This is a genomic window from Asaia krungthepensis NRIC 0535, from assembly GCF_025995175.1.
In the GTDB taxonomy this organism is placed as follows: Bacteria; Pseudomonadota; Alphaproteobacteria; order Acetobacterales; family Acetobacteraceae; genus Asaia; species Asaia krungthepensis.
The window spans coordinates 53,447-72,223 of sequence record NZ_BAPV01000004.1 but is presented as its reverse complement, the minus strand read 5'-3'; the positions used below and the strand labels follow the sequence as shown (position 1 = coordinate 72,223).

General features: G+C 61.2%; 17 protein-coding genes. 5 read left to right on the top strand and 12 right to left on the bottom strand.

All coding sequences use genetic code 11. The annotated features are described in order from the left end of the window. The first annotated feature begins 514 nt into the window (after positions 1 to 514). Positions 515 to 2,953: a TonB-dependent receptor gene (locus AA0535_RS02810; RefSeq protein ID WP_264814390.1), complete on the top strand. Its 2,439-nt coding sequence runs from the start codon at positions 515 to 517 to the stop codon at positions 2,951 to 2,953. 59 nt (positions 2,954 to 3,012) lie between these two features. On the opposite strand, the gene AA0535_RS02805 is transcribed toward AA0535_RS02810, so the two are convergent. The 3 genes from AA0535_RS02805 to AA0535_RS02795 all read right to left on the bottom strand — a co-directional run bounded on the left by AA0535_RS02805 (position 3,013) and on the right by AA0535_RS02795 (position 5,441). Continuing rightward, positions 3,013 to 3,795, bottom strand: a complete 783-nt coding sequence (locus tag AA0535_RS02805) for a CDP-alcohol phosphatidyltransferase family protein (RefSeq protein ID WP_264814711.1) — start codon at positions 3,793 to 3,795, stop codon at positions 3,013 to 3,015. 142 nt (positions 3,796 to 3,937) lie between these two features. Next, positions 3,938 to 4,615: a phosphatidylserine decarboxylase gene (locus tag AA0535_RS02800; RefSeq protein WP_373319262.1), complete on the bottom strand. Its 678-nt coding sequence runs from the start codon at positions 4,613 to 4,615 to the stop codon at positions 3,938 to 3,940. 31 nt (positions 4,616 to 4,646) lie between these two features. Then, the gene (locus AA0535_RS02795; RefSeq protein WP_264814389.1) at positions 4,647 to 5,441 is read right to left on the bottom strand and encodes a class I SAM-dependent methyltransferase; all 795 of its coding nucleotides are present in this window, start codon (positions 5,439 to 5,441) and stop codon (positions 4,647 to 4,649) included. 312 nt (positions 5,442 to 5,753) lie between these two features. Between AA0535_RS02795 and gloB the strand changes: the two genes are divergently transcribed. Both gloB and AA0535_RS02785 read left to right on the top strand, forming a co-directional pair. Next, positions 5,754 to 6,473 (top strand): hydroxyacylglutathione hydrolase, encoded by a 720-nt coding sequence (gene gloB, locus AA0535_RS02790; RefSeq protein WP_264814388.1) that lies wholly within the window; start codon positions 5,754 to 5,756, stop codon positions 6,471 to 6,473. 17 nt (positions 6,474 to 6,490) lie between these two features. Then, the gene (locus tag AA0535_RS02785; protein WP_264814387.1) at positions 6,491 to 7,132 is read left to right on the top strand and encodes an HAD family hydrolase; all 642 of its coding nucleotides are present in this window, start codon (positions 6,491 to 6,493) and stop codon (positions 7,130 to 7,132) included. Here the strand turns inward: AA0535_RS02785 and AA0535_RS02780 are convergent. The 9 genes from AA0535_RS02780 to AA0535_RS02740 all read right to left on the bottom strand — a co-directional run bounded on the left by AA0535_RS02780 (position 7,129) and on the right by AA0535_RS02740 (position 14,753). Beyond that, the gene (locus AA0535_RS02780; protein ID WP_264814386.1) at positions 7,129 to 7,260 is read right to left on the bottom strand and encodes a DUF2474 family protein; all 132 of its coding nucleotides are present in this window, start codon (positions 7,258 to 7,260) and stop codon (positions 7,129 to 7,131) included. The genes AA0535_RS02785 and AA0535_RS02780 overlap by 4 nt on opposite strands. Positions 7,261 to 7,332: 72 nt before the next feature. After that, on the bottom strand, positions 7,333 to 8,355 hold the full coding sequence (gene cydB / locus AA0535_RS02775) for a cytochrome d ubiquinol oxidase subunit II (RefSeq protein ID WP_264814385.1): 1,023 nt from the start codon (positions 8,353 to 8,355) through the stop codon (positions 7,333 to 7,335). A gap of 9 nt (positions 8,356 to 8,364) precedes the next feature. After that, positions 8,365 to 9,774, bottom strand: coding sequence for a cytochrome ubiquinol oxidase subunit I (locus AA0535_RS02770; RefSeq protein WP_264814384.1), 1,410 nt, complete (start codon positions 9,772 to 9,774; stop codon positions 8,365 to 8,367). A gap of 85 nt (positions 9,775 to 9,859) precedes the next feature. After that, positions 9,860 to 10,867 (bottom strand): DUF2125 domain-containing protein, encoded by a 1,008-nt coding sequence (locus tag AA0535_RS02765; protein WP_264814383.1) that lies wholly within the window; start codon positions 10,865 to 10,867, stop codon positions 9,860 to 9,862. Positions 10,868 to 11,184: 317 nt separating this feature from the next. Beyond that, the gene (locus tag AA0535_RS02760) at positions 11,185 to 11,928 is read right to left on the bottom strand and encodes a lysophospholipid acyltransferase family protein (protein WP_264814382.1); all 744 of its coding nucleotides are present in this window, start codon (positions 11,926 to 11,928) and stop codon (positions 11,185 to 11,187) included. 138 nt (positions 11,929 to 12,066) lie between these two features. Next, positions 12,067 to 12,657, bottom strand: a complete 591-nt coding sequence (locus AA0535_RS02755) for a YdcF family protein (protein WP_264814381.1) — start codon at positions 12,655 to 12,657, stop codon at positions 12,067 to 12,069. Continuing rightward, positions 12,654 to 13,562 carry a cell division protein FtsX gene (locus AA0535_RS02750; protein WP_264814380.1) on the bottom strand — a complete coding sequence of 303 codons (909 nt, stop codon included), beginning with the start codon at positions 13,560 to 13,562 and terminating at the stop codon, positions 12,654 to 12,656. Before AA0535_RS02750 ends, AA0535_RS02755 begins: the two co-directional genes overlap by 4 nt. After that, on the bottom strand, positions 13,559 to 14,323 hold the full coding sequence (locus tag AA0535_RS02745; protein WP_264814379.1) for a cell division ATP-binding protein FtsE: 765 nt from the start codon (positions 14,321 to 14,323) through the stop codon (positions 13,559 to 13,561). The genes AA0535_RS02750 and AA0535_RS02745 overlap by 4 nt, the downstream gene beginning before the upstream one ends. A gap of 19 nt (positions 14,324 to 14,342) precedes the next feature. Continuing rightward, complete coding sequence (locus tag AA0535_RS02740; protein ID WP_264814378.1) at positions 14,343 to 14,753, bottom strand: hypothetical protein; 411 nt, start codon at positions 14,751 to 14,753, stop codon at positions 14,343 to 14,345. 189 nt (positions 14,754 to 14,942) lie between these two features. On the opposite strand from AA0535_RS02740, the gene AA0535_RS02735 reads away from it, so the two are divergent. Together AA0535_RS02735 and AA0535_RS02730 are read left to right on the top strand one after the other, a co-directional pair. Continuing rightward, on the top strand, positions 14,943 to 16,814 hold the full coding sequence (locus AA0535_RS02735) for a response regulator (protein WP_264814377.1): 1,872 nt from the start codon (positions 14,943 to 14,945) through the stop codon (positions 16,812 to 16,814). Further along, complete coding sequence (locus AA0535_RS02730; RefSeq protein ID WP_264814376.1) at positions 16,811 to 18,736, top strand: response regulator; 1,926 nt, start codon at positions 16,811 to 16,813, stop codon at positions 18,734 to 18,736. The genes AA0535_RS02735 and AA0535_RS02730 overlap by 4 nt, the downstream gene beginning before the upstream one ends. Positions 18,737 to 18,777: the final 41 nt, after the last annotated feature.

Sequence of the window (18,777 nt, the reverse complement as noted above, 5' to 3'; positions counted from 1 at the left end):
AAGATCCGCTCCACGGCAGATACCCGGGAAAGATCACTTCTTGCCGATAGGGCAATCTGACAGAGGCCCGACCTGCATTTCTGCAAGGCATCCGTAGGCGAAGCGCGGATCAGGTAGGTTTATGAATATTGTTATCGTAAATAGTTAAAAAATTATGACAGTGTAATAATCTATTCACTGTTCGTACTTACTTCGCCACGAAACTATTCGTTTTTCGAATTAATGGAAACTCTCCCGTTACGGTTTGTTTCGGCGTTGCCCTGCCGGGAATTTGGTCGGTTCGAGATGAGTCCGGATGGTGCGTCATGGCACCGCCCGGTCAGGAGAGAGTTTTGTGTTGAGAGGTAAGAGACTGTGCCTTGTGGTCACCTTTCTTTGCTGTACCGGTTCGGCATACGCCGCTGCCCCGCAGGGGAATGCAGGTCAGGACGATCCGTCTCGTGGATTGGCATCGGGTCGCGCAGGCGGGGCTGATCCGGTCAGCGCTCCTTCCGGGAGGGGCGCCCCCCAGGATATGACCGGCGGATCTGTTCGTCGGGGTGAGGTTCCTAGAAAAACCAAACGTCATCCGGCCAGCCGCCGGGGTGCCGCCGGGCAGGAAACGACCGATGGTGCTGCGAGAGACCCGGCGCAGGTCGCAGCAGCCCCCTCCTCGAAAGCCCCACATCTGGCGGCGAAGAAGCGCGCAGCGCATGGTGCGACGCCAGAAAGCATCAGTGTGACCGGCACCGGTCATGGGCGCAACGTTCAGAAAGATCCGGCATCGATCACGGTTTTCAGTGCCAAACAACTCGCCAATCGTCATGTCGTCTCTCTGGTCGATCTGGGTGATGGCTCCATCCCCTCGCTGCGTATTGCCCAGTTCTCGGGCCGTAATTCAGCACTGGTCGTGAATATTCGCGGCGTCGGCGTTCTCGGGGACAGCAACCAGCCCGCACGAGACCAGGGCGTGGGCGTGTATATCGATGGCGTCTATGTCGCGCGTCCTCAGGCTTTGGGTACTGCCTTGTTCGATGTCGAGAGCATGGAGGTACTCAAGGGCCCGCAGGGGACGCTTTTTGGGCGTAATACCGAGGCTGGCGCGCTCAACATCATTACCCGCAAGCCAACCGGAAAATTCGGAATGCGCCTGGTGGGCGGTTTCGGCAATTACAGCAGCAACAAGGGCGAGTTGCATCTCGATCTGCCCGCCTTCCACGATCTCGCCATCAAGGTCGATGCGGTCACCGCGCATCGCTCGCCCCTTGTCTCGAATCCGCTGCCGGATACGGGCGGGTTCAACCAGTATGACAAGCATGGCGTGCATGTTGAGGCGCTCTATCACCCGGTCGATAATTTCTCCGCCGATTACGCCTATGACAATTCCTATGACAGCACGACCACGCTGTGGATGCAGTTGCTGAAAGGCGGGTCGAACAAGCTCGCCAAACTCGCGACATTGCAGACTGCGCGCGCCAAAGAGGCCAATATCGGCGTGCCCGAGCGGCCGAGCATCGGAAAAAACAGCGGGCATCGCATGACGCTCGACTACAAGGCGATACCCCAATATCTGGCATTTCGTTCGATCACGGCTTATCGCTCCCTCAGTCAGAGCCAGTTCGATAACGGCATGGCTTCAGGGAGTATGTCCAATATCTCGGGCAATTTCCTCGGCATGAACTTTGCGCGTAATTCGCTCGCGGGATTCTGGCAGAACCAGATCAGTCAGGAAATCCAGGCCTTCGGACATACCAAGCGCCTGAAATACCAGGGTGGCTTCGTCTATTATCGCGAGCATGCCTCCGATAATGCGCAGGCCTTCTACACCAACCAGTTCACCGATGCGGCGGGCAGTGCCTACAAGCTGCTTTCCGGCCCGGCCTATGATGACTGGAGCCTTCAACCCATCGATCGCGCCAGCCATGTGACGTCCAGGAGCTGGGGTGTCTATGGTAACGCCGTCTATACCCCGCCCGTACTGCACGACGCCCTGCATCTCACCGCAGGGCTGCGCTGGTCGCATGACGGCAAGCAGGGGACGCTGACCACGGTCAATAACAAGGCCCCCGTGAATACGGCGGGCGTCTCGGGCCCGATCGATTTCGATGCCGGATGGTCGCGCGTCGATCCTTTGCTCGAAATCAGCGGCGACCTGACCAGGCATGTGCTGCTCTATGGGAAATGGAGCACCGGCTACAAGCCGGGTGGTGCCAATTCACGTGCGCAGGATTACGAAGCCTTCGGCCCTGAATCGGTCTCGATGTTCGAAGTCGGCTCCAAGACCGAGTTTCTCGATCACCGCGCGCGTTTCAATGTTGCGGGGTACTGGGGGGACTACAAGGATATCCAGGTCGATTTCAGCCGACCTTATCAGATCGGCAATCAGCTGACGACGCGCACGACGACCTCGACCATCAACGCGCCCGGCCATGGCGATCTGAGCGGTGTCGAAGCGGAGCTGAATGTCACCCCGTTGCGCTACCTGACGATCGGGTTCTCCTACGCCTATAACTACGTGCATATCCCCTCAACCGCGAACCCCTATCCGAACTCGATCGGCGTGGTCAGCCCGATGCTGGTGCCGATCTACCAGAGCTACACGCCGGCGCATTCGGGGAGCTTTCAGGTGGATTACGTTCGACCGTTTCAGGGCTTTACCTTGCTTGCGCATCTCGATGGAAATATCGACAGCGGCTATTATGCCAGCACGACCGATCCGGTCTATCTGGGGATAGGCAATCCTAAAAACGTCTATCAGCCAAAGGGGGATAGCGGCCTGATCGTCAACGGGCGTGTGGCGGTGTCCAATGTGCGGCTGGGGAATACCGGCAGCAAGGCCACGTTCTCACTCTGGGCGCGTAACCTGTTTGCCGAGCAGCATGTGTATTTCAAGACGCTGGGCGTTACGACGGGCCTCCAGGGCTATTACAACGAGGCGCGTCAGTTTGGTGGTCAGGTCGAACTCGCTTTCTGAGCCCGGGCTTGTCAGGGGGAGGCGTCGCCCCCTGATCCGGCCTGTCCGCTCGGCGCGGTTCAGGCTTCGGGGATATCTTCCGAAAGCGCCTCGGCCTGAGCCTTCAGGCGATGGAAGCTGCGTCGGCTGAAAGGCAGCATGAGCAGATAGAGAATGCCTGCTGCCGCCAGGGCAAGCCAGGGATCGGCCAGCAGGATCGCGGCATAAAGCAGCGTGCCGAGCATGAGCGGCAGCACATAGCGTGAGGCGATCTTGAAATTCTTGAAAGACCAGACCGGCAGTGTCGAGACGAGCAGGGCCGCCGTCAGGATGAGAGCGCCTGCGGCCAGAAGGGGAGAGCGCGCCAGACCGTCAATAAGAGGCCAGTGCATCTTCTCCGCCTCCAGCCCCAGAAAGATGGGAAAGAGGACGATGCCTGCCCCTGCAGGCGCGGGAACGCCTGTGAAGAAGCTGTAGGAATATTCCGGTTTTTCGTCGTCATCGAGGCTCGCATTGAACCGGGCCAGACGCAGGGCCATGCAGACGGTGAAAAAGATGCAGGGTACGAACGCATAGCGTCCGCCATTTTCATGCAGCGTCCATAGATAGAGCAGGAAGGGCGGTGCCACCCCAAAGCAGACGAAATCGGAAAGCGAGTCGAATTCGGCGCCGAAACGCGACGTGCCATGCAGAAGCCGGGCAATGCGTCCGTCGAGTCCATCGATACAGGCCGCAATCACCAGAGCGGCAGCCGCATAGGCAAATTGCTGCTCAAGCCCGTAACGCATGCCACTGAGCCCGGCGCACAGCCCGAGCATGGTCAGCAAATTCGGGATGAGCCGGTTGAAGGACGGACCACGCACACGCACACGCCGGGGGCGGATACGCCGCAGGCGGCGGCGCTTGCGCCCCGTTCTCAGAGGGGCAGCGCCCTCACCGCCAGAGCTTTGCACCTGAAGGTCAGCAACAGGTGCGGGGCGTGCTTCGGACATGATCAGGGGCGTTTCAGAGATGGGCGATGACGGTTTCGCCACCGACCATGATCTGGCCCGTGCTGACCAGCGGGGTCACGCCGGGCGGCAGGTACAGATCGGTACGCGAGCCGAAGCGGATCAGACCGAAGCGATCACCCGGCTCGACCACGCTGCCTTCATCCACATAGCAGACGATACGACGTGCGATGAGACCCGCAATCTGGACCACCGCCAGGTGGCGGCCATCTTCCAAGGTCAGGCGAACCTCGTTGCGCTCGTTGAGGTCGGAGGCCTTGTCTAGGCTCGCATTGAGAAACTGCCCTGCGTGATAGGCAATCTTGGTGACCGTACCGGCGGCGGGCATGCGGTTGATATGCACGTTCAGAACCGAGAGGAAGGTCGCCACGCGCCAGACAGGTTCGCTGCCCATGCCCAGCGCTGCAGGGGGTGTGGCGAGTTCGACAGATACCACGCGGCCATCGGCCGAAGCCAGAGCGAGGTCTGTGCGCGCAGGCGGAAAACGCTTCGGGTCACGGAAAAAATACAGGCAGAATCCGAACCCGCCCAGCGCCAGATTGCCGATGATCCGCGTAGCACGCCACGGTGTCGCGCGGCCAAGCAGGGTCAACCCGCCAGTCAGCGCGAGAAAGGGGAAGGCAGCGCGGTGCGGCGGTGCCAGAACGGATTTGATCGATTGAATCAGGGACATGAGCGCAGTCTTACGATACCTGCGTTTCGGGTCAAGCTTTGCGCCGTTTCGGCAGGTTTGGGTAGCTTCTGGCCGAGCTGGCAAGGGTCGTGACACGACGGGCAAAACCCAGCGTCGCGCGCTCCGCTTCCACTGGCATGCCGGAGTAGAGATCCTTGCAGGCATTGACCAGATGTACGCCGCCAAGGCGACGCCCCAAAGCGCCAACGGCCTTGTCGGCTATTAGCGCGGTCTTTTCGCCCAGCGACAACAGGCCGAGCGGCGCGCTGAGGGCAGACGCGCTGGCTTCGACCCGGAATAGACCGCGGTGCAAGGCGCGATCAAGCTGGCTGGCCGAGAAAGGGCTGCCATGCCCGAAAGGCAGCGTGTCATCTTTGGCGGCAAGCCCTGTCCGGTTGGGAACGACCAGAACGAGCCGCCCATGATCGGCCAGCAGCTTCCACACCATGCGCAGGAGTGGCTGTGGATCGACCAGTTCCAGCCCGTGGACCATGACAACCAGATCGATACTCAGATCGTCGAAAGGCAGGCAGTCCGGTGCGACGAGGCAGGAGGGCCAGGAGGGAAGGTTGGAAAAGGAGGTTCCATGACGTCGCGTGAGCGGGGTATCGAGCTGCGCCGAAGCCACCCATTTTGCCTCATCGAGCCCGCGCCACTGAGCGAGCAGGGGCTGCGCAAATCCGAGGCCAAGAACGCGCAGGCCGCGTGGGTCGGGGAGTAAAGGCGCAAGCCGCGCCATCAAAAGCGAGGTGACCTGCTCGCCGCGCCGGCTGGCATAGAAACCGGCGGCATCGGGTGGAATGGGCTGGGCGATACGCTTCGGCATGGCGCGCAGGCTAGACCGAACCGGCCCCGGCGGCCAGAGGGGGCAGAGTAGAGAGCGCCGCCGGAACGCGATTGAAGCATGGGCGTAGCAGGCGGATCCTCGCCTGTGCATCTAAGCGCAAAGAAGACTGCGCTGACGACAACCAAGCATTTTATTCGCGTCTCACCACGTTGGTCACGGTCATCCGGAGGGCAGCAAGATGGATACGTGCCTGACCGATTTGATCTCACAGGCGTGAGGATACGTTAGCCTTCGAGTGAGGCTAGGCTATGGCTAACAAGCCAAATCAGCGAACAGAAGGAAGACAGGACAATGAGTCTCGAAATCAGAGCCGTTCCCTTCGCACGGGATAATTACGCGTGGTTACTGACCGATCCCCAGACCGGCGCCGTCGCTGTGGTCGATCCGGGGGAGGCCGCACCAGTGATCGATGTGATTGGGAAGGGGCGGCTGGACCTGATCCTCCTGACCCATCATCATGACGATCATATCGGCGGGGCTGAGACCTTGCGCCGGAAATATGGCGCACGCATTGCCGGGGCTGAGGCCGACCAGGCGCGCCTGCCGCCACTCGATCTGTTGCTTCATGACGAGGACCGTATCGCGATCGGGCATGATCTGGGTGAGGTGATCGCCACACCGGGTCATGCACGCGGTCACATCGCCTTCTATTTCCGATCCGTTCCCGCCCTGTTTTGTGGTGACACGCTCTTCAGCCTCGGTTGTGGAAGGCTCCTGGAAGGCACTGCACAGGAGCTTTTCGACAGCCTGAGGCGGTTCGATTCTCTCCCCGATGAAACCCTTATTTGTTGCGGGCATGAATATACGGCGTCCAACGCGGCTTTCGCGCTTGCTCACGGGCCCGATACTATGGCGCTCAAACAGCGCGCTCAGGAAGTCAACGCGCTGCGTGCGCAAGGGCGCCCCACAGTGCCTGTGACCCTCGGGCTAGAGCGCCAGACCAATCTATTCCTGAGAGCGCGCGATGTCGCCGAATTTGCCGCGCTGCGTCGGGCCAAGGATAATTTCTGAAGGAAAGCAAACCGATCATGAGTGCGGCCATATCCGATGACGATGGGACCAATCCTGCGACGTCCGAATTTTCCTTGGACGATCACGTATTCGACGCGATCATTTTCGATTGTGACGGGACGATCGCCGATACCCTGCCTGTGCATTTCCTGACCTTTCAGGAAGCGCTGGGTGAGGTGGGCTACACGCTGGAACGGGACTGGTATTTTGCCCGAACAGGGCTGTCGAGTGACAAGCTGTTCAATGCGTATGAACAGAGCTTCGGCCTTACCCTGGATCGGCCAACCCTGCTGGCGCGCTGCAAGCTGCTCTACCAGAACCATCTGGACAAGCTGCGCGAGCATGGTTTTGCCGCCACGATTGCGCGTGAGCAGTTCGGCCATGTGCCGATGGCTGTTGCGTCAGCGGGAATGAAATCGGCGGTGACGTCTACCCTGCAGACGCTCGATCTGCTGGAACTCTTCGATACTGTGGTCACGATCGAAGACGTGAAGCACGGCAAGCCTGCTCCCGATCTCTATCTTCTGGCTGCCGAACGCCTCAATGTTGCTCCGGCTCGCTGTCTCGTTTTCGAGGATACGGAAGAGGGGCTCGAGGCGGCCCATAATGCCGGGATGAGGGCAGTCGATGTACGCCCTCATCTCACGCCTTCTGCCTAGAACTGATGGAAGATGATCATCTTGATCAGGGTCGCAACGATGGCGAGCGTGACGACCCCGGCTGCCCATAGCCCGACAAACCAGCCAAGCCGGGCGAGGAAGGACCGTGGAGCAGCAGTGACTGGCATGATCGATCTCCCTTGAGGCAGGCCCCATCCGAACCGCGTCGTTCGGATGGGGTCGACTGCGTGTGGTCTGAGTCAGTGGTAGTGCTGATCGGCGGTCACGGTGCCGCGGAATACCCAGTAGGAATAGATGGTGTAGGCCAGAATGATCGGCAGCAGGATCGACGCACCGACCAGAAGGAACAGCTGGCTCTCCGGCGGGGATGACGCCGACCAGATCGTGACGGTGGGCGGCACGATATAGGGCCATACATTGATGCCCAGACCCGAGAAACACAGGAAGAACCAACCCAGCGCGCAGAGGAAGGGCGTCAGGCGCGTTGTCTGCTTGCGCAGCGACAGGAAGAAGAGCGCAGCCAGAGCGATCACTGCGACGGGTACGGGGGCCACCCAGACGATCTCGGGGAAATCGGTCCAGCGGTGCATGTAGTTCGCGTGCAGATAGGGCGTCCAGACCGAGACAATGGCAATCAGCACCAGCATGCCCAGACCGAGCGGCGCCGAAAGACGTTGCATGACCGCCTTGAGATCGGTTTCCGTACGCCACACCAGCCAGGTTGCACCCAGCAGGGTATAGCCCACAGCCACGGCAAAGCCGCAGAAAAGCGGGAAGGGGGCGACCCAGTCCCAGGCGCTGCCAACGAAGGTATTGTTCTCGACCTTCACGCCCATGATCAGTTCACCGAGAATGATGCCCTGCATGACCGACGCCACGAGCGAGCCGATGCAGAAGGACCGATCCCAGAACCCCATGCCGAAAATACCGCTTGCCTTGACGCGGAACTCGAACGCCACGCCACGCAGGATGAGCGCGAGCAGCATGAAGAGAATGGGCAGATAAAGCGCGGGCAGGATCGTGCCATAGGCCACGGGGAACACGCCATAAAGCGTGGCGCCCCCGAAGATCATCCAGGTTTCGTTACCGTCCCAGACCGGGGCGATGGTGTTGACCATGACATCACGATGTTCCTTGCGGTGCTCGCCGAGGAACAGGATGCCGATGCCCAGGTCGAACCCGTCGAGGCAGACATAGATGAAGATGGCCAGAGAGGCGAGGGTTGCCCAGATAATGGGCAACCAATAGGCGAGGGTGTTCATGGTGATCGCTTACTCCGCCGGGTGGTGAGAGACTTGGGTGATACCAGCGGCACGATGCGGCTGATCGCGCGGGGGCTCAGGCTCGTTCGAGCTCGGTTCCTTGGCGAAGTCGCGCAGCAGGATGCCGATACCGGCGGTGAAGACGATGAAATAGACGATGACGAAGGCCACCATGGACATTTCCATGTTCGGCAGTGTCACGGGTGAGACGCTGTCGACGGTGCGCAGCAGCCCATAGATCGTGAAGGGCTGGCGGCCCACTTCGGTCGTGACCCAACCGCAAAGCAGGGCGATGAACCCGGCAGGCGTCATGAGCAGCGCGCCGCGCAGCAGGATCGGGTTGGTATAGAACCCGCCCTTCCAGCGCAGGAACAGCGAGAAGAATCCAAGCAGGGCCATCAGGCTGCCAAGGGCCACCATCACGCGGAAGGTGTAGAACACCACATACATCGGCGCGCGCTGGTCCTTCGGGAAATCCTTGAGGCCCGGCACCTTGCCGTCGAGGCTGTGCGTCAGGATCAGCGAGCCAACGAGCGGAATGCCGATCTTGTAGCGGGTCACCTCATGTTCCATGTCCGGTACCCCGAACAGCAGTTCGGGCGCACGGCTCTCGCTCTCCCAGTCGCCTTCCATCGCCGCGATCTTGGCAGGTTGGTATTTCAGCGTGTTCAGGCCGTGGGCGTCGCCCGCAAGGATCTGCAGCGGGGCCACGATGGCAGCCATCCACATGGCCATGGAGAACATGACCTTCACAGCATCGGTCGGCTGGCGCTTCTGGCGCTTGGCCTTGAGCAGATGCCAAGCCCCTACGCCGCCCACGATGAAGGCCACGCACAGGAAAGCGGCCAGCGCCATGTGCACGAGGCGGAACGGAAAAGACGGGTTGAAGACGATGGCCCACCAGTCTGCTGGCAGGAAACGACCCGTCGCGGCGTCGATCTTGTAACCCCGGGGCGTCTGCATCCAGGAATTGGATGCAAGGATCCAGCTCATCGAGATGAGCGTGCCGATCGAGACCATGCAGGTTGCCGCGAAATGCAGCCCTTTGCCCACGCGGTTGAGCCCGAACATCATCACGCCGAGGAAGCCTGCTTCGAGGAAGAAGGCGGTCATGACCTCATAGGCCAGCATCGGACCAAGGATTGGCCCCGCCTTTTGCGAGAACTGCGACCAGTTGGTGCCGAACTCATAGGACATCACCAGCCCTGAGACGACGCCCATGGCGAACACGACCGAGAAGACGCGCAGCCAGTATTTGAAGAGGTCGAGATAGACGGGCTTGTCCGTCTTGAGCCAAAGCCCTTCGAGCACGGCCAGGAACGCTGCCAGACCGATGGAGAAGGCGGGAAAGACGATGTGAAATCCGACGGTAAACGCGAATTGCAATCGTGCGAGGAAGAGAGCACTCATGTCAGGCATTGCAGGGATCCGCGGCCATCAAGGCCAGTCGTGAAGGGGAATGGTTAACTGCCACCGCCCATAAGGCGTCAGCTTCCCCTCCGGTTCATCGAGAATGCCCTGTTATTATCGTGGAAAAGTGATTTTGCAATAAAATGTCATCGCCGCCTACCGGAACGGGCAGGTCAAACTGGTCTGGTATCCTTGCCGATTGTTCATCAAGGCTATGCAGGAACGGGGCGCTGGCCGGCAGGGCGCGCAGGATTTCCGGCGCGCGGGCAATCCAGTAGCGGGTAAAGCCCTGCAAGCCAGACAGGTGCGCCCAGAGAGTGCCGGCCCCATCGCTGCCGAGCGTGCCACGGGCGACGCAGGATAGCGGTCCGAGTGTGATTGCAGCGTCCTGAATTAAATAGCGTTCATATGGCCCGGAGATCCCGAGCGAAGCTTTCCGCGGGCGGAGTGCGGCAATCGCCACATGAAGATCGCGCGGTGGCGGCATAAGCGGCATGAGGGCCGCCAGATGGGCCATCGCGCCGGACTCCGAAGCAATGCTGCCGCGAAACTGTGGCGAGGCGGAACCGGCGTGAAGGTCGATTCCCCAGGCAGGCACAGGATTTTCGGCATCGAGGCCGGGAACGACTCTTATTGTCACGTCGCGAAGGATCACGCTTTCGATCTCCGTGACCGGCAGCGCCGAAGCTGTGACCAGCGGGGTTCGCAGGAAGAGAGTATTCGAACCCGGAGAGAAGCGTCCCGTCGCCTCTCCCGTTGTCAGATCGATTGCGCTGGAGACGCGCAGGAGCTGAGGCCCTGAAAAGCGCAGAATGACGTCAGATGGATGAAACGGATCGAGCCCGAGTGAGAGTGACTGGCCAATCCAGCCATGACCCTGATTGTCATGGAGAGAGACGCCCGACAGAATGAGTTTCGAGCCCCATGGACGCCATTGCCGCGACTCCGCGCGCCACGACAGATGCCACCCTTTTGCCGCCAGCTCGGGCACGGACGACTCCACGCGCCTCGCGAGATGGCCGATGCCATAAGCATCCAGACCAAGCACCGCGAGTAACACAATGGTCACACTGAGAAAGGAGAAGAAGAGAGCCTTTTTCATACCCGCATTCGCCATCCAATATTGTGCCATCGCGATGAGCGGAGCCTCAATTTCACAGTTGTCATGAGAAACTGCACAAATTATCCCCAGATCCCGGATGGCGCGTCTTGCGGAAAAAAAAGAGTCTCGCTGTGAGGGCTATGAAAGCCCTTGCCCGTGTGTTAGATGCGCCCACCGTAACGGATACCTGCGAGTTTTTCGCGGAAACTCTAGGTTTTATGGCGATTGTCTCTTGACTCGCCTTCTTCCTGGCTCGCTATCCCGATGAGCGGCGCTTCCCATGTTGCGCACCGCCTTTCCCACAGCTGCTCCCCTGTTCAACGCCTCGAGTCCACAGAGTTATCCACAGGGACGGGAAGGCCGCTTGCTGCGCTGAGCCTGTCCCAGCTGCGATAGATCGAGTCGATCAGCGAGTGGCGGCCCGCACTGGCGGGAAGCGCTTCGCCGATTGCCACGGTGATCTCCCCCGGCTGCATGAGCCATCCGCGGCGCGGCCAATGGAGCCCTGAATCCGTTGCGACCGGGATGACGGGTACCGAAGCCTGTTTGGCCAGTGCCACGACCCCGGGCTGGAGGGGGACGCGCTCCCCGGGGGGAGTCCGCGTGCCCTCGGGGAAGATGATGATCTGCCTCCCCGAATCGAAATGCTCCTGTGTGGTCTTCATCAGGGCGCGCAGGGCCTTCGCACCGGCAGCCCGTTCAACCGGGACCATGCCGGAGAGAACCAGCATCGGACCGATGAAGGGAATGCGCGTCAGTTCCTGCTTGATGACGTAGGCCGGTCGTGGAACCAGAATCATCCAGATGAAACCGTCGAAGAAGGACTGATGCTGTGAGGCAATAAGGCAGGGACCCGTGGGCAGGTGGTGCTTGCCAGTGACCGTGATCCTGATGCGGCAAAAATTCTTGAGCCCCCATAGTGTCAGGGCTGACCAGCATTGTGCATAGCGTAAGGCAAGCGACCGGCGACGCAGGAGGCGGATCGGCATGGCCCCCAGTCCCATCAGCAGGGTGAGGATAATGAAATAGGTGACGAATAGTGATGCGCGTATGCGGGTCATGCACTCCCCCTGATGGTCGCTTCCCTGTGCGACGTTCACTAGAGCATCGCACGGCATGAGGGAATTCTCTCTGCTGCCCTACGCCAGCTACCCGGAACTGAGAGATCGGTCGGGCAATGTCCGAACGGTGCGTTCCGGTCAGGCGCGAGGGGCCATGTTCACGCCGCGTGACAGGCCGAGATTGGAGCCGATCCATTTCATGTATTCGTGAAAGAGCAGGAGGACTGTCGCCCGATCCGGTCTCCGTCGCAGAACCGGCGAGCGCACCGGATAGGGATGAAGAATGATGCCGGGCGCCGCGCGATGCAGCTCCAGCATGGCGCGGCGTATGTGATATCCTGCGGTGACGACCAGCAGGGAGTGAATCCTGTTCTCACGCGCCCAGCTGGCCGTCTCCGACCCATTGCCTATGGTCGAGACAGCGCGTCTGCCCAGCGTGATACGAGCGGCGAGCTCGGGCGTCAGTGGCACGGGGGCATGCTCGGCAAGCTGGCTCAGCGTGGCATGAGGCCCGACACCGGAAATCAGCAATCTGTCTCCTACGCCTTTATCGAGCAGGCTTAGTGAGGCCTCGATTCTGTCACGCCCCCCGGTGAGGGCCACGATACCATCGCAATGCACTGGATGGGCCGGTGGCTGCAGGGCATCCACGCAGAACCAGGCAAACCCCGCACACCAGACGATGGCGAGAACAAAAATCATCAGAGGCAGCGCAAGCCAGAACCTCACGGCAGCCTCCGCAGCCAGAGGCGGACAGTGACCTGCGCAACAATGAAGCTGAGCGCGGCAACCAGCAGAGGAACAGAGGCGAGAGAGTGAAAAAGCGATGAAGGCAGACCCGACCAGAGGCTCATCCATTCCTCATAGCCTTGCGGCCAGATCGAAAGGCCCGCGCGCGACTGATCGAGAAATGGCTGGATGAGGCGATGAAGAATCGCAAGCGTCGCTCCGCCGAGCAGGGTGCCAAGAAGTCCCCCCGATACGCCGAGCACGGCACTGCGCCATGCGATGCGCCGCGCAATCAGGCCGTCGCGCGCGCCAAGGCTATGCAGGATTTCCACTGTCCGTCGTCTCGCAATCAGGGTCATGCGCACCGACAGGGTCGTCACCCCGGCCGTGGCGAAGCCTGCCAGTATGACAGCGAGCCAGGCGCAGGCCTGCAGGCTCTGACCCAGCAGCATCAGCCTCTCGCCCCAGCGCACATTATCCTCGATGATGGCAGACGGCGCGATGGTGTCGAGAATGACCGGCAGGTCCGTCAGCGGCGTATTGGAACGTCGGGTCAGCGAGAGAATGACGGGCAGGTCGGCGAGATTTGCCTGCATGGCCCCGAGCCAGGGTCGCAGAATTTCCTGCACTTTGGCGTCGGGTAGAATTTCGACCGCCTCAATGCCCGGATCGCTTTTCAGCACAGCCACGAGTTTCGTTGAAACCGCCTGCGCGTCGCCCGAAATGTTCGGGATTTCGATTGTCACCTGCTGCGCCGCACCATGTGCCCATTCCTGTGACAGGCTGCGCGCAGCATTCCATCCGCCGAGGGCCAGGGTCGCAATGGCGGTGACAGCCGCGATGACAGGAATCAGACCATGGTCGCGTCTGCCAAGATGCAGCCCGTCGGGCAGGGTGCGTCTCATCGCGTCAGCAGCGTTCTGTCTGACGCGGAGACATTCCCGCTGGTATCGGCCCCTGTACCCGGTAGTAGTGGATGCACCAGTTTGCCATTCGAGAGAGCAATGGAAGGCAGCGGAAGGGCGCGCAGCAGCGTTTCGTTATGGGTCGCAACGACGACCGTCGTGCCGCTCCTGCTCAAGGCCTGCAACGCTTCGATCAGTTGCCAGCTCTGGCCCTCGGCCAGAGCATTGGTTGGCTCGTCAGCCAGGAGAAGCGCAGGGCGCCCGACCAGCGCGCGGGCGATGGCCACACGCTGCCTCTCGCCTCCTGAAAGGGCATCGGGATAGCGATGGCGCTTCGGTCCGAGGCCAAGCCATTCGAGGATCGACTGGACCTCACGTCTTATATGGGTATCGTCTTCGCCTGCCAGGCGCAGCGGAAGGGCAATGTTATCGAGGACGTCGAGCTCGGCCAGCAATCGCAGATCCTGCGGGATGAAGCCGATCCGTTGCCTGAGCTGGGCGCGCTGGCGGCGCCCGACGCGGGCCGGATTGACCCCGAGGATTTCCATTTCGCCCGATGAGGGCATGACCTCGCCATGAGCCAGACGCAGCAGGCTCGACTTGCCGGCGCCTGAAGGGCCTGTCAGCCAGTAGAACGCACCCTGCGGGATGCTGAAGCCGATATTGTCAAGGACGGGCGGTACCGCCTCGCGACCGGACCTGGGGCCGGGCTGGCGTTGTCCCGGTCCGTGCCGGTAGGTAACGTTTCTGAACCGGATCATGAAAGCCCCGGCCGGTCGGTCACATATTGCGGGCGGCGACCGCGGACACGGTGGCGCCGAGTGCGGCGACGGCCATGAGAAGGAAGCCGTCAAACACCAGACCGCTTGCTGTCATCACATGGCTGCCGATTGCCAGATGATCGGGAATGCTGCCGACCACGTGGTTCATCACGTCCTGCGCCTGCGGGTCGGTCGAGGCCGTGTTGGTCGTGATGGAGGCGAGCGCGCGCGGCAGGGCCATCCAGCCGATACCCAGAACGAGGCACAGGGGGGCGAGCACCTCTGCGACCTGCTGGGCGAAATAGAAGGCGAAGTAACATACTGCCCAGAAGGCGGTACGCAGCAGGCCAAGACCCGAGGCGGGACGAGGTTCGCGGTCATCGCTCGCCTGTGCAAGGCGTGACAGGGACGGGCGGGGCGAAACTTCCATGGGGCGATTCCAGCTTGGTCGTGGCAGGCAGAGGTGACGCGGCCTGCAATCGGGACTGACCACGATATCCGATCTTGAGGTAGCTGGCGGCGCGTTGAAATGCAATGATCGGAAAAATCGCAACTTTCATGAAGGCGAGGCCTCCCCGGGGGAGGATATCAGCGGACACAAGATGGATTTGCTCATTTCATGACGATGTCAGACACGTCCCTTCCCAGTATTCTCCTCGTGGAAGAGTCTGACCTGCAGGCGCAGGCGCTCGTGCAACTGCTCGATGAGGCCGGTTTCGCGGTCCGCAGGGTGGCGAGCGGCGAGGAGGCCCTGACCTGTCTCGATGACGGTCTGCCCGATCTGGTCGTCGCGGATTATCACCTGCCCGGCATGAATGGCGGGCAAATGGCGCGCCAGTTCCGTATGAATGCCCAGACGCGTTCCATACCGATCCTGATGCTGACCGAGGACGTGGCGCCGGGGCTGGAGCGCGAAGGGCTTGAGAGTGGCGCAGATGCCTATATCTCGAAATCGGCTCATCCCGATCTCCTTGTCCTGCGTATCAGGGCGTTGCTGCGCGAGGGATCGGATTTTCTCCAGGCTGAGGAGGCAGGGCGCTTCAGGCGCGCGCGCATTGTTATTGTCACCAGCCCCAAGCACGAGGATTTCGACGAGGCGACCGCAGAAAACGCCAACTGGGAGCATGATTCCTCAGGAGCGTCGCTCGGTGAGTTGCTTTGGCGTGATGGGCATACGGTTACCACGGTCACAGCCTCTGGAGAGCTGATCCATGGGGGCTGGCTGGGAGGAGATGAGGGGCCGGATTGCCTCGTGCTGGATCTCACCTCGCGCATGCTCGACGGCGTGAATTTCTGCCGCCGCCTCGATGCGCGCCGTCAGGACGTGCTCGAGGCCGGGGGCACGTCTTTCCGTATCCTCGGTATTGTCGATGCGGATCGTTTTCGGCGTCATTCGGCGGCCGATCTGTTCGATGCCGGTCTGGACGATCTGGTGCCGAGCGATATCGCCCCTGACGTGCTCGCCCTGCGCATTCGGGTACTGGTCCGTCGCAAACTGGCGCAGGACGAGATACGTCAGCAGGAAATCAAGCGTCAGGTGCGTGAAGTCGCGCTCCAGACCGCCCAGAGCGAGGCACGGGCCATCGCGGCGAAGGCGGCCATGGCCGAGGCGCTGGCCCATGCCAATTCCGAGCTCGCAGATGCCAATGCACGCCTGATCGAGACCCAGGCCAAGCTGGTCCAGACAGCCAAGATGGCCTCGCTGGGCGAACTCGTGGCGGGCATCGCACATGAAATCAACAACCCTCTGGCTTTCACCCTCGCCCATGAGGAGACGATTGCGCGGGCGTTGCAGAGACTGATCGATACCGAAGGGCCGCTCCAGGCAGGGCAGCTTGCGCTTCTCGAGAAATGCTCGAGCCGTATCGGCGCAATGCGGCTTGGCTTGCAGCGGATCCAGAACCTCGTTCTGAGCCTCAGGCGCTTTTCGCGTCTGGATGAAAGCGCCTTTCAGGATACGGATGTGGTCGAGGCAATCGACACGGCTCTGGCCCTGCTGGCTCATAAGTTCGGACGCGAAATCACCGTGGAGCGGCATCTTGCGGCCCCACGCATGCTCGTTTGTCAGCCCGCCCTACTTCATCAGGTGGTCATGAATATCGTCAGCAACGCCGCCGACGCCATACGCTCGCGCGCTGAAGCCGAGGGGCTCGAACCGGGCGCTCCGAGCGGCAAGATCGTGATCACCACAGCACTCGAGAAGGCAGGGCAGGATGCACGCTATGTGATCAGCGTGGCCGATGACGGGCCCGGCGTGCCGCCCGCCTTGCGCGCGCGCGTTTTTGAGCCTTTCTTCACGACCAAGCCTGTAGGGATGGGCACCGGTCTGGGCCTGGCCATTGCCTATGGCGTGATCGAGGCTCATGGCGGGTCGATCGATATTGAAGACGCCAATCTGGAGGATGGCATGGGAGTGGGAGCCTGTTTCACGCTCTCGGTGCCCGTGCGGCTCACGCCAACCGGACCGGTTACGATAGGACGCAGCGCATGAAACGGACCGAAATGTCAGTACCGTACGGCCGGAGCCGTATTCTTCTGGTCGATGACGAAGCCGAGATTCTTGTCGCGCTGACCGATCTTCTCGAAGATGAGTTCGATATCCTGTCGAGCACCGATCCTGTCGAGGCTCTGGGGTTTCTGCGCAAATCGCCAGATATCGCGGTCATTGTCTCCGATCAGCGCATGCCCAACATGACCGGCGATGTCCTGCTCAGCAAGGCGCGCGAATTCTCGGACGCGCGGGGTATCCTGCTGACCGGGTATGCCGATCTCGCTGCTGTCGTGGCGGCGCTGAACCAAGGGCGTATCCAGTTCTACGCCCACAAGCCTTGGGATTCGGATTCGCTGCGCGCCATGGTGCGCGAGGTTGCAGCGCATCACCGGCTTGAGCGTGCGCTCATGGTCGAGCGCGTATTGCTGCACGGCGCGCTCGAATCCGTGCCGATGGATGTCGTTTTCACCGAGTCCGATGGAACTGTTCTGCGTCACAACATGGCGGCCGATGTCGAGCCCAATGCCAAGGGCGATATCGAGGAGAACGCGCTCCATGGCGAGGCCCTCCGCGACGAGATCGTGGCGATGCGTGAGGAGACGAAACAGACCGGCGGCGCGAGCCGTCTGGTATCGGAGATGACGCCGGACGGCCTTCGCTGGCACGAGATCATTCGCCAGACCCTGCCATGGCCTCGCAACGCGTCCGGCGTGCCTCTGCCCATGCCGCAACGCTGGCAGATGAGCTATGACCGCGATGTGACCGAGCGCCTGGCCATGGAGGAGCGTCTGCGTCAGGACGACAAGATGCACGCCCTCGGCACGCTGGCGGGCGGCATTGCGCATGATTTCAATAATCTTCTGACCGCCATGCTCGGTTCGCTCGAATTGCTGCAGGACATGACTCCCGCCGGTAATCCGACCGTCACCAAACTGTTCGAGAATGCGCTGGAATCGGCGCGACGGGGAACGGTGCTGACACGCCGGTTGCTCGAATTCGGGCGTCCCAAACCGATGGCGTTGCGCCCCGTCGACATGGTCGCCATGATCTGGAGCATGCAGGATCTGATCGTGCAGAGCCTGAGCCGCGCGAGCGATCTGCGCGGAGAGACCGGGCGCTGTGTGCTCGATCTTTCTGCCGTGCCGCGCGACCTGGTCATGCCCCATGTGCTCAGCGATCCGGGGCAGCTGGAGATGGCGCTCCTCAACCTCTGCATCAATGCGCGCGATGCCATGCAGGAAGGGGGAATGATTGCGATTTCCCTCATCCATGAGAGCGCGCAGGACGGAGTCGAGCGCGTCATGCTGGATGTGAAGGATCAGGGTTGCGGCATGCCTCCCGAAGTCGTCCGCCGCATCTTCGAGCCTTTCTTCACGACAAAGGGCCTTGGGAGCGGGACGGGGCTCGGTCTTTCCACCATATACGGCTTTCTCCAGCGCAGCGGCGGCGATATCCGCGTCGAGAGCGTCCCCGGTGAGGGGACCCGCATGACCATGGTTCTGCCGGTCTGCCAGGAAAAGATTGCGGAAGACACGCATTGCCTGAAGGTCGAGGAAATCAGCAACGGTCCGCTGCGCATTCTGCTGGCAGATGACGAGCCGGGGGTGCGACTCGTGACCGAGCAGTTCCTGTCGCAGGACGGGAACGAGGTCGTGAGTGTTGGCGATGGCGCTGATGTGATTGCGCATCTGGCCGCGGGGGAGCGTTTCGACCTGGTGGTGCTCGATCTCCTGATGCCCGGCATGGGAGGGCGTGAATGCGGACTCATCCTGGCCGCAAATTATCCATCACTGCCGGTGCTCTACGTCAGTGGTTACGCCGATCCCGAAAACCTGCCAGCCAACGCTTTCGTGCTGGGCAAGCCGTTCACACCGCAGGAACTGCGTGAAGCCATAGCCACTACGCTGCGTCAGCGGCGCTGAAGCGGGCTTGTCTGCGCGTCTCCACGCCTTATGTGTGGAGA

Excerpts from the sequence above, each read along its gene's own strand:
- AA0535_RS02810 (WP_264814390.1), top strand. The coding sequence starts at position 515 with ATGACCGGCGGATCTGTTCGTCGGGGTGAGGTTCCTAGAAAAACCAAA.
- AA0535_RS02800 (WP_373319262.1), bottom strand. The coding sequence starts at position 4,615 with ATGTCCCTGATTCAATCGATCAAATCCGTTCTGGCACCGCCGCACCGC.
- AA0535_RS02795 (WP_264814389.1), bottom strand. The coding sequence starts at position 5,441 with ATGCCGAAGCGTATCGCCCAGCCCATTCCACCCGATGCCGCCGGTTTC.
- gloB (WP_264814388.1), top strand. The coding sequence starts at position 5,754 with ATGAGTCTCGAAATCAGAGCCGTTCCCTTCGCACGGGATAATTACGCG.
- AA0535_RS02785 (WP_264814387.1), top strand. The coding sequence starts at position 6,491 with ATGAGTGCGGCCATATCCGATGACGATGGGACCAATCCTGCGACGTCC.
- AA0535_RS02780 (WP_264814386.1), bottom strand. The coding sequence starts at position 7,260 with ATGCCAGTCACTGCTGCTCCACGGTCCTTCCTCGCCCGGCTTGGCTGG.
- cydB (WP_264814385.1), bottom strand. The coding sequence starts at position 8,355 with ATGAACACCCTCGCCTATTGGTTGCCCATTATCTGGGCAACCCTCGCC.
- AA0535_RS02770 (WP_264814384.1), bottom strand. The coding sequence starts at position 9,774 with ATGCCTGACATGAGTGCTCTCTTCCTCGCACGATTGCAATTCGCGTTT.
- AA0535_RS02765 (WP_264814383.1), bottom strand. The coding sequence starts at position 10,867 with ATGAAAAAGGCTCTCTTCTTCTCCTTTCTCAGTGTGACCATTGTGTTA.
- AA0535_RS02760 (WP_264814382.1), bottom strand. The coding sequence starts at position 11,928 with ATGACCCGCATACGCGCATCACTATTCGTCACCTATTTCATTATCCTC.
- AA0535_RS02750 (WP_264814380.1), bottom strand. The coding sequence starts at position 13,562 with ATGAGACGCACCCTGCCCGACGGGCTGCATCTTGGCAGACGCGACCAT.
- AA0535_RS02745 (WP_264814379.1), bottom strand. The coding sequence starts at position 14,323 with ATGATCCGGTTCAGAAACGTTACCTACCGGCACGGACCGGGACAACGC.
- AA0535_RS02740 (WP_264814378.1), bottom strand. The coding sequence starts at position 14,753 with ATGGAAGTTTCGCCCCGCCCGTCCCTGTCACGCCTTGCACAGGCGAGC.
- AA0535_RS02735 (WP_264814377.1), top strand. The coding sequence starts at position 14,943 with ATGACGATGTCAGACACGTCCCTTCCCAGTATTCTCCTCGTGGAAGAG.
- AA0535_RS02730 (WP_264814376.1), top strand. The coding sequence starts at position 16,811 with ATGAAACGGACCGAAATGTCAGTACCGTACGGCCGGAGCCGTATTCTT.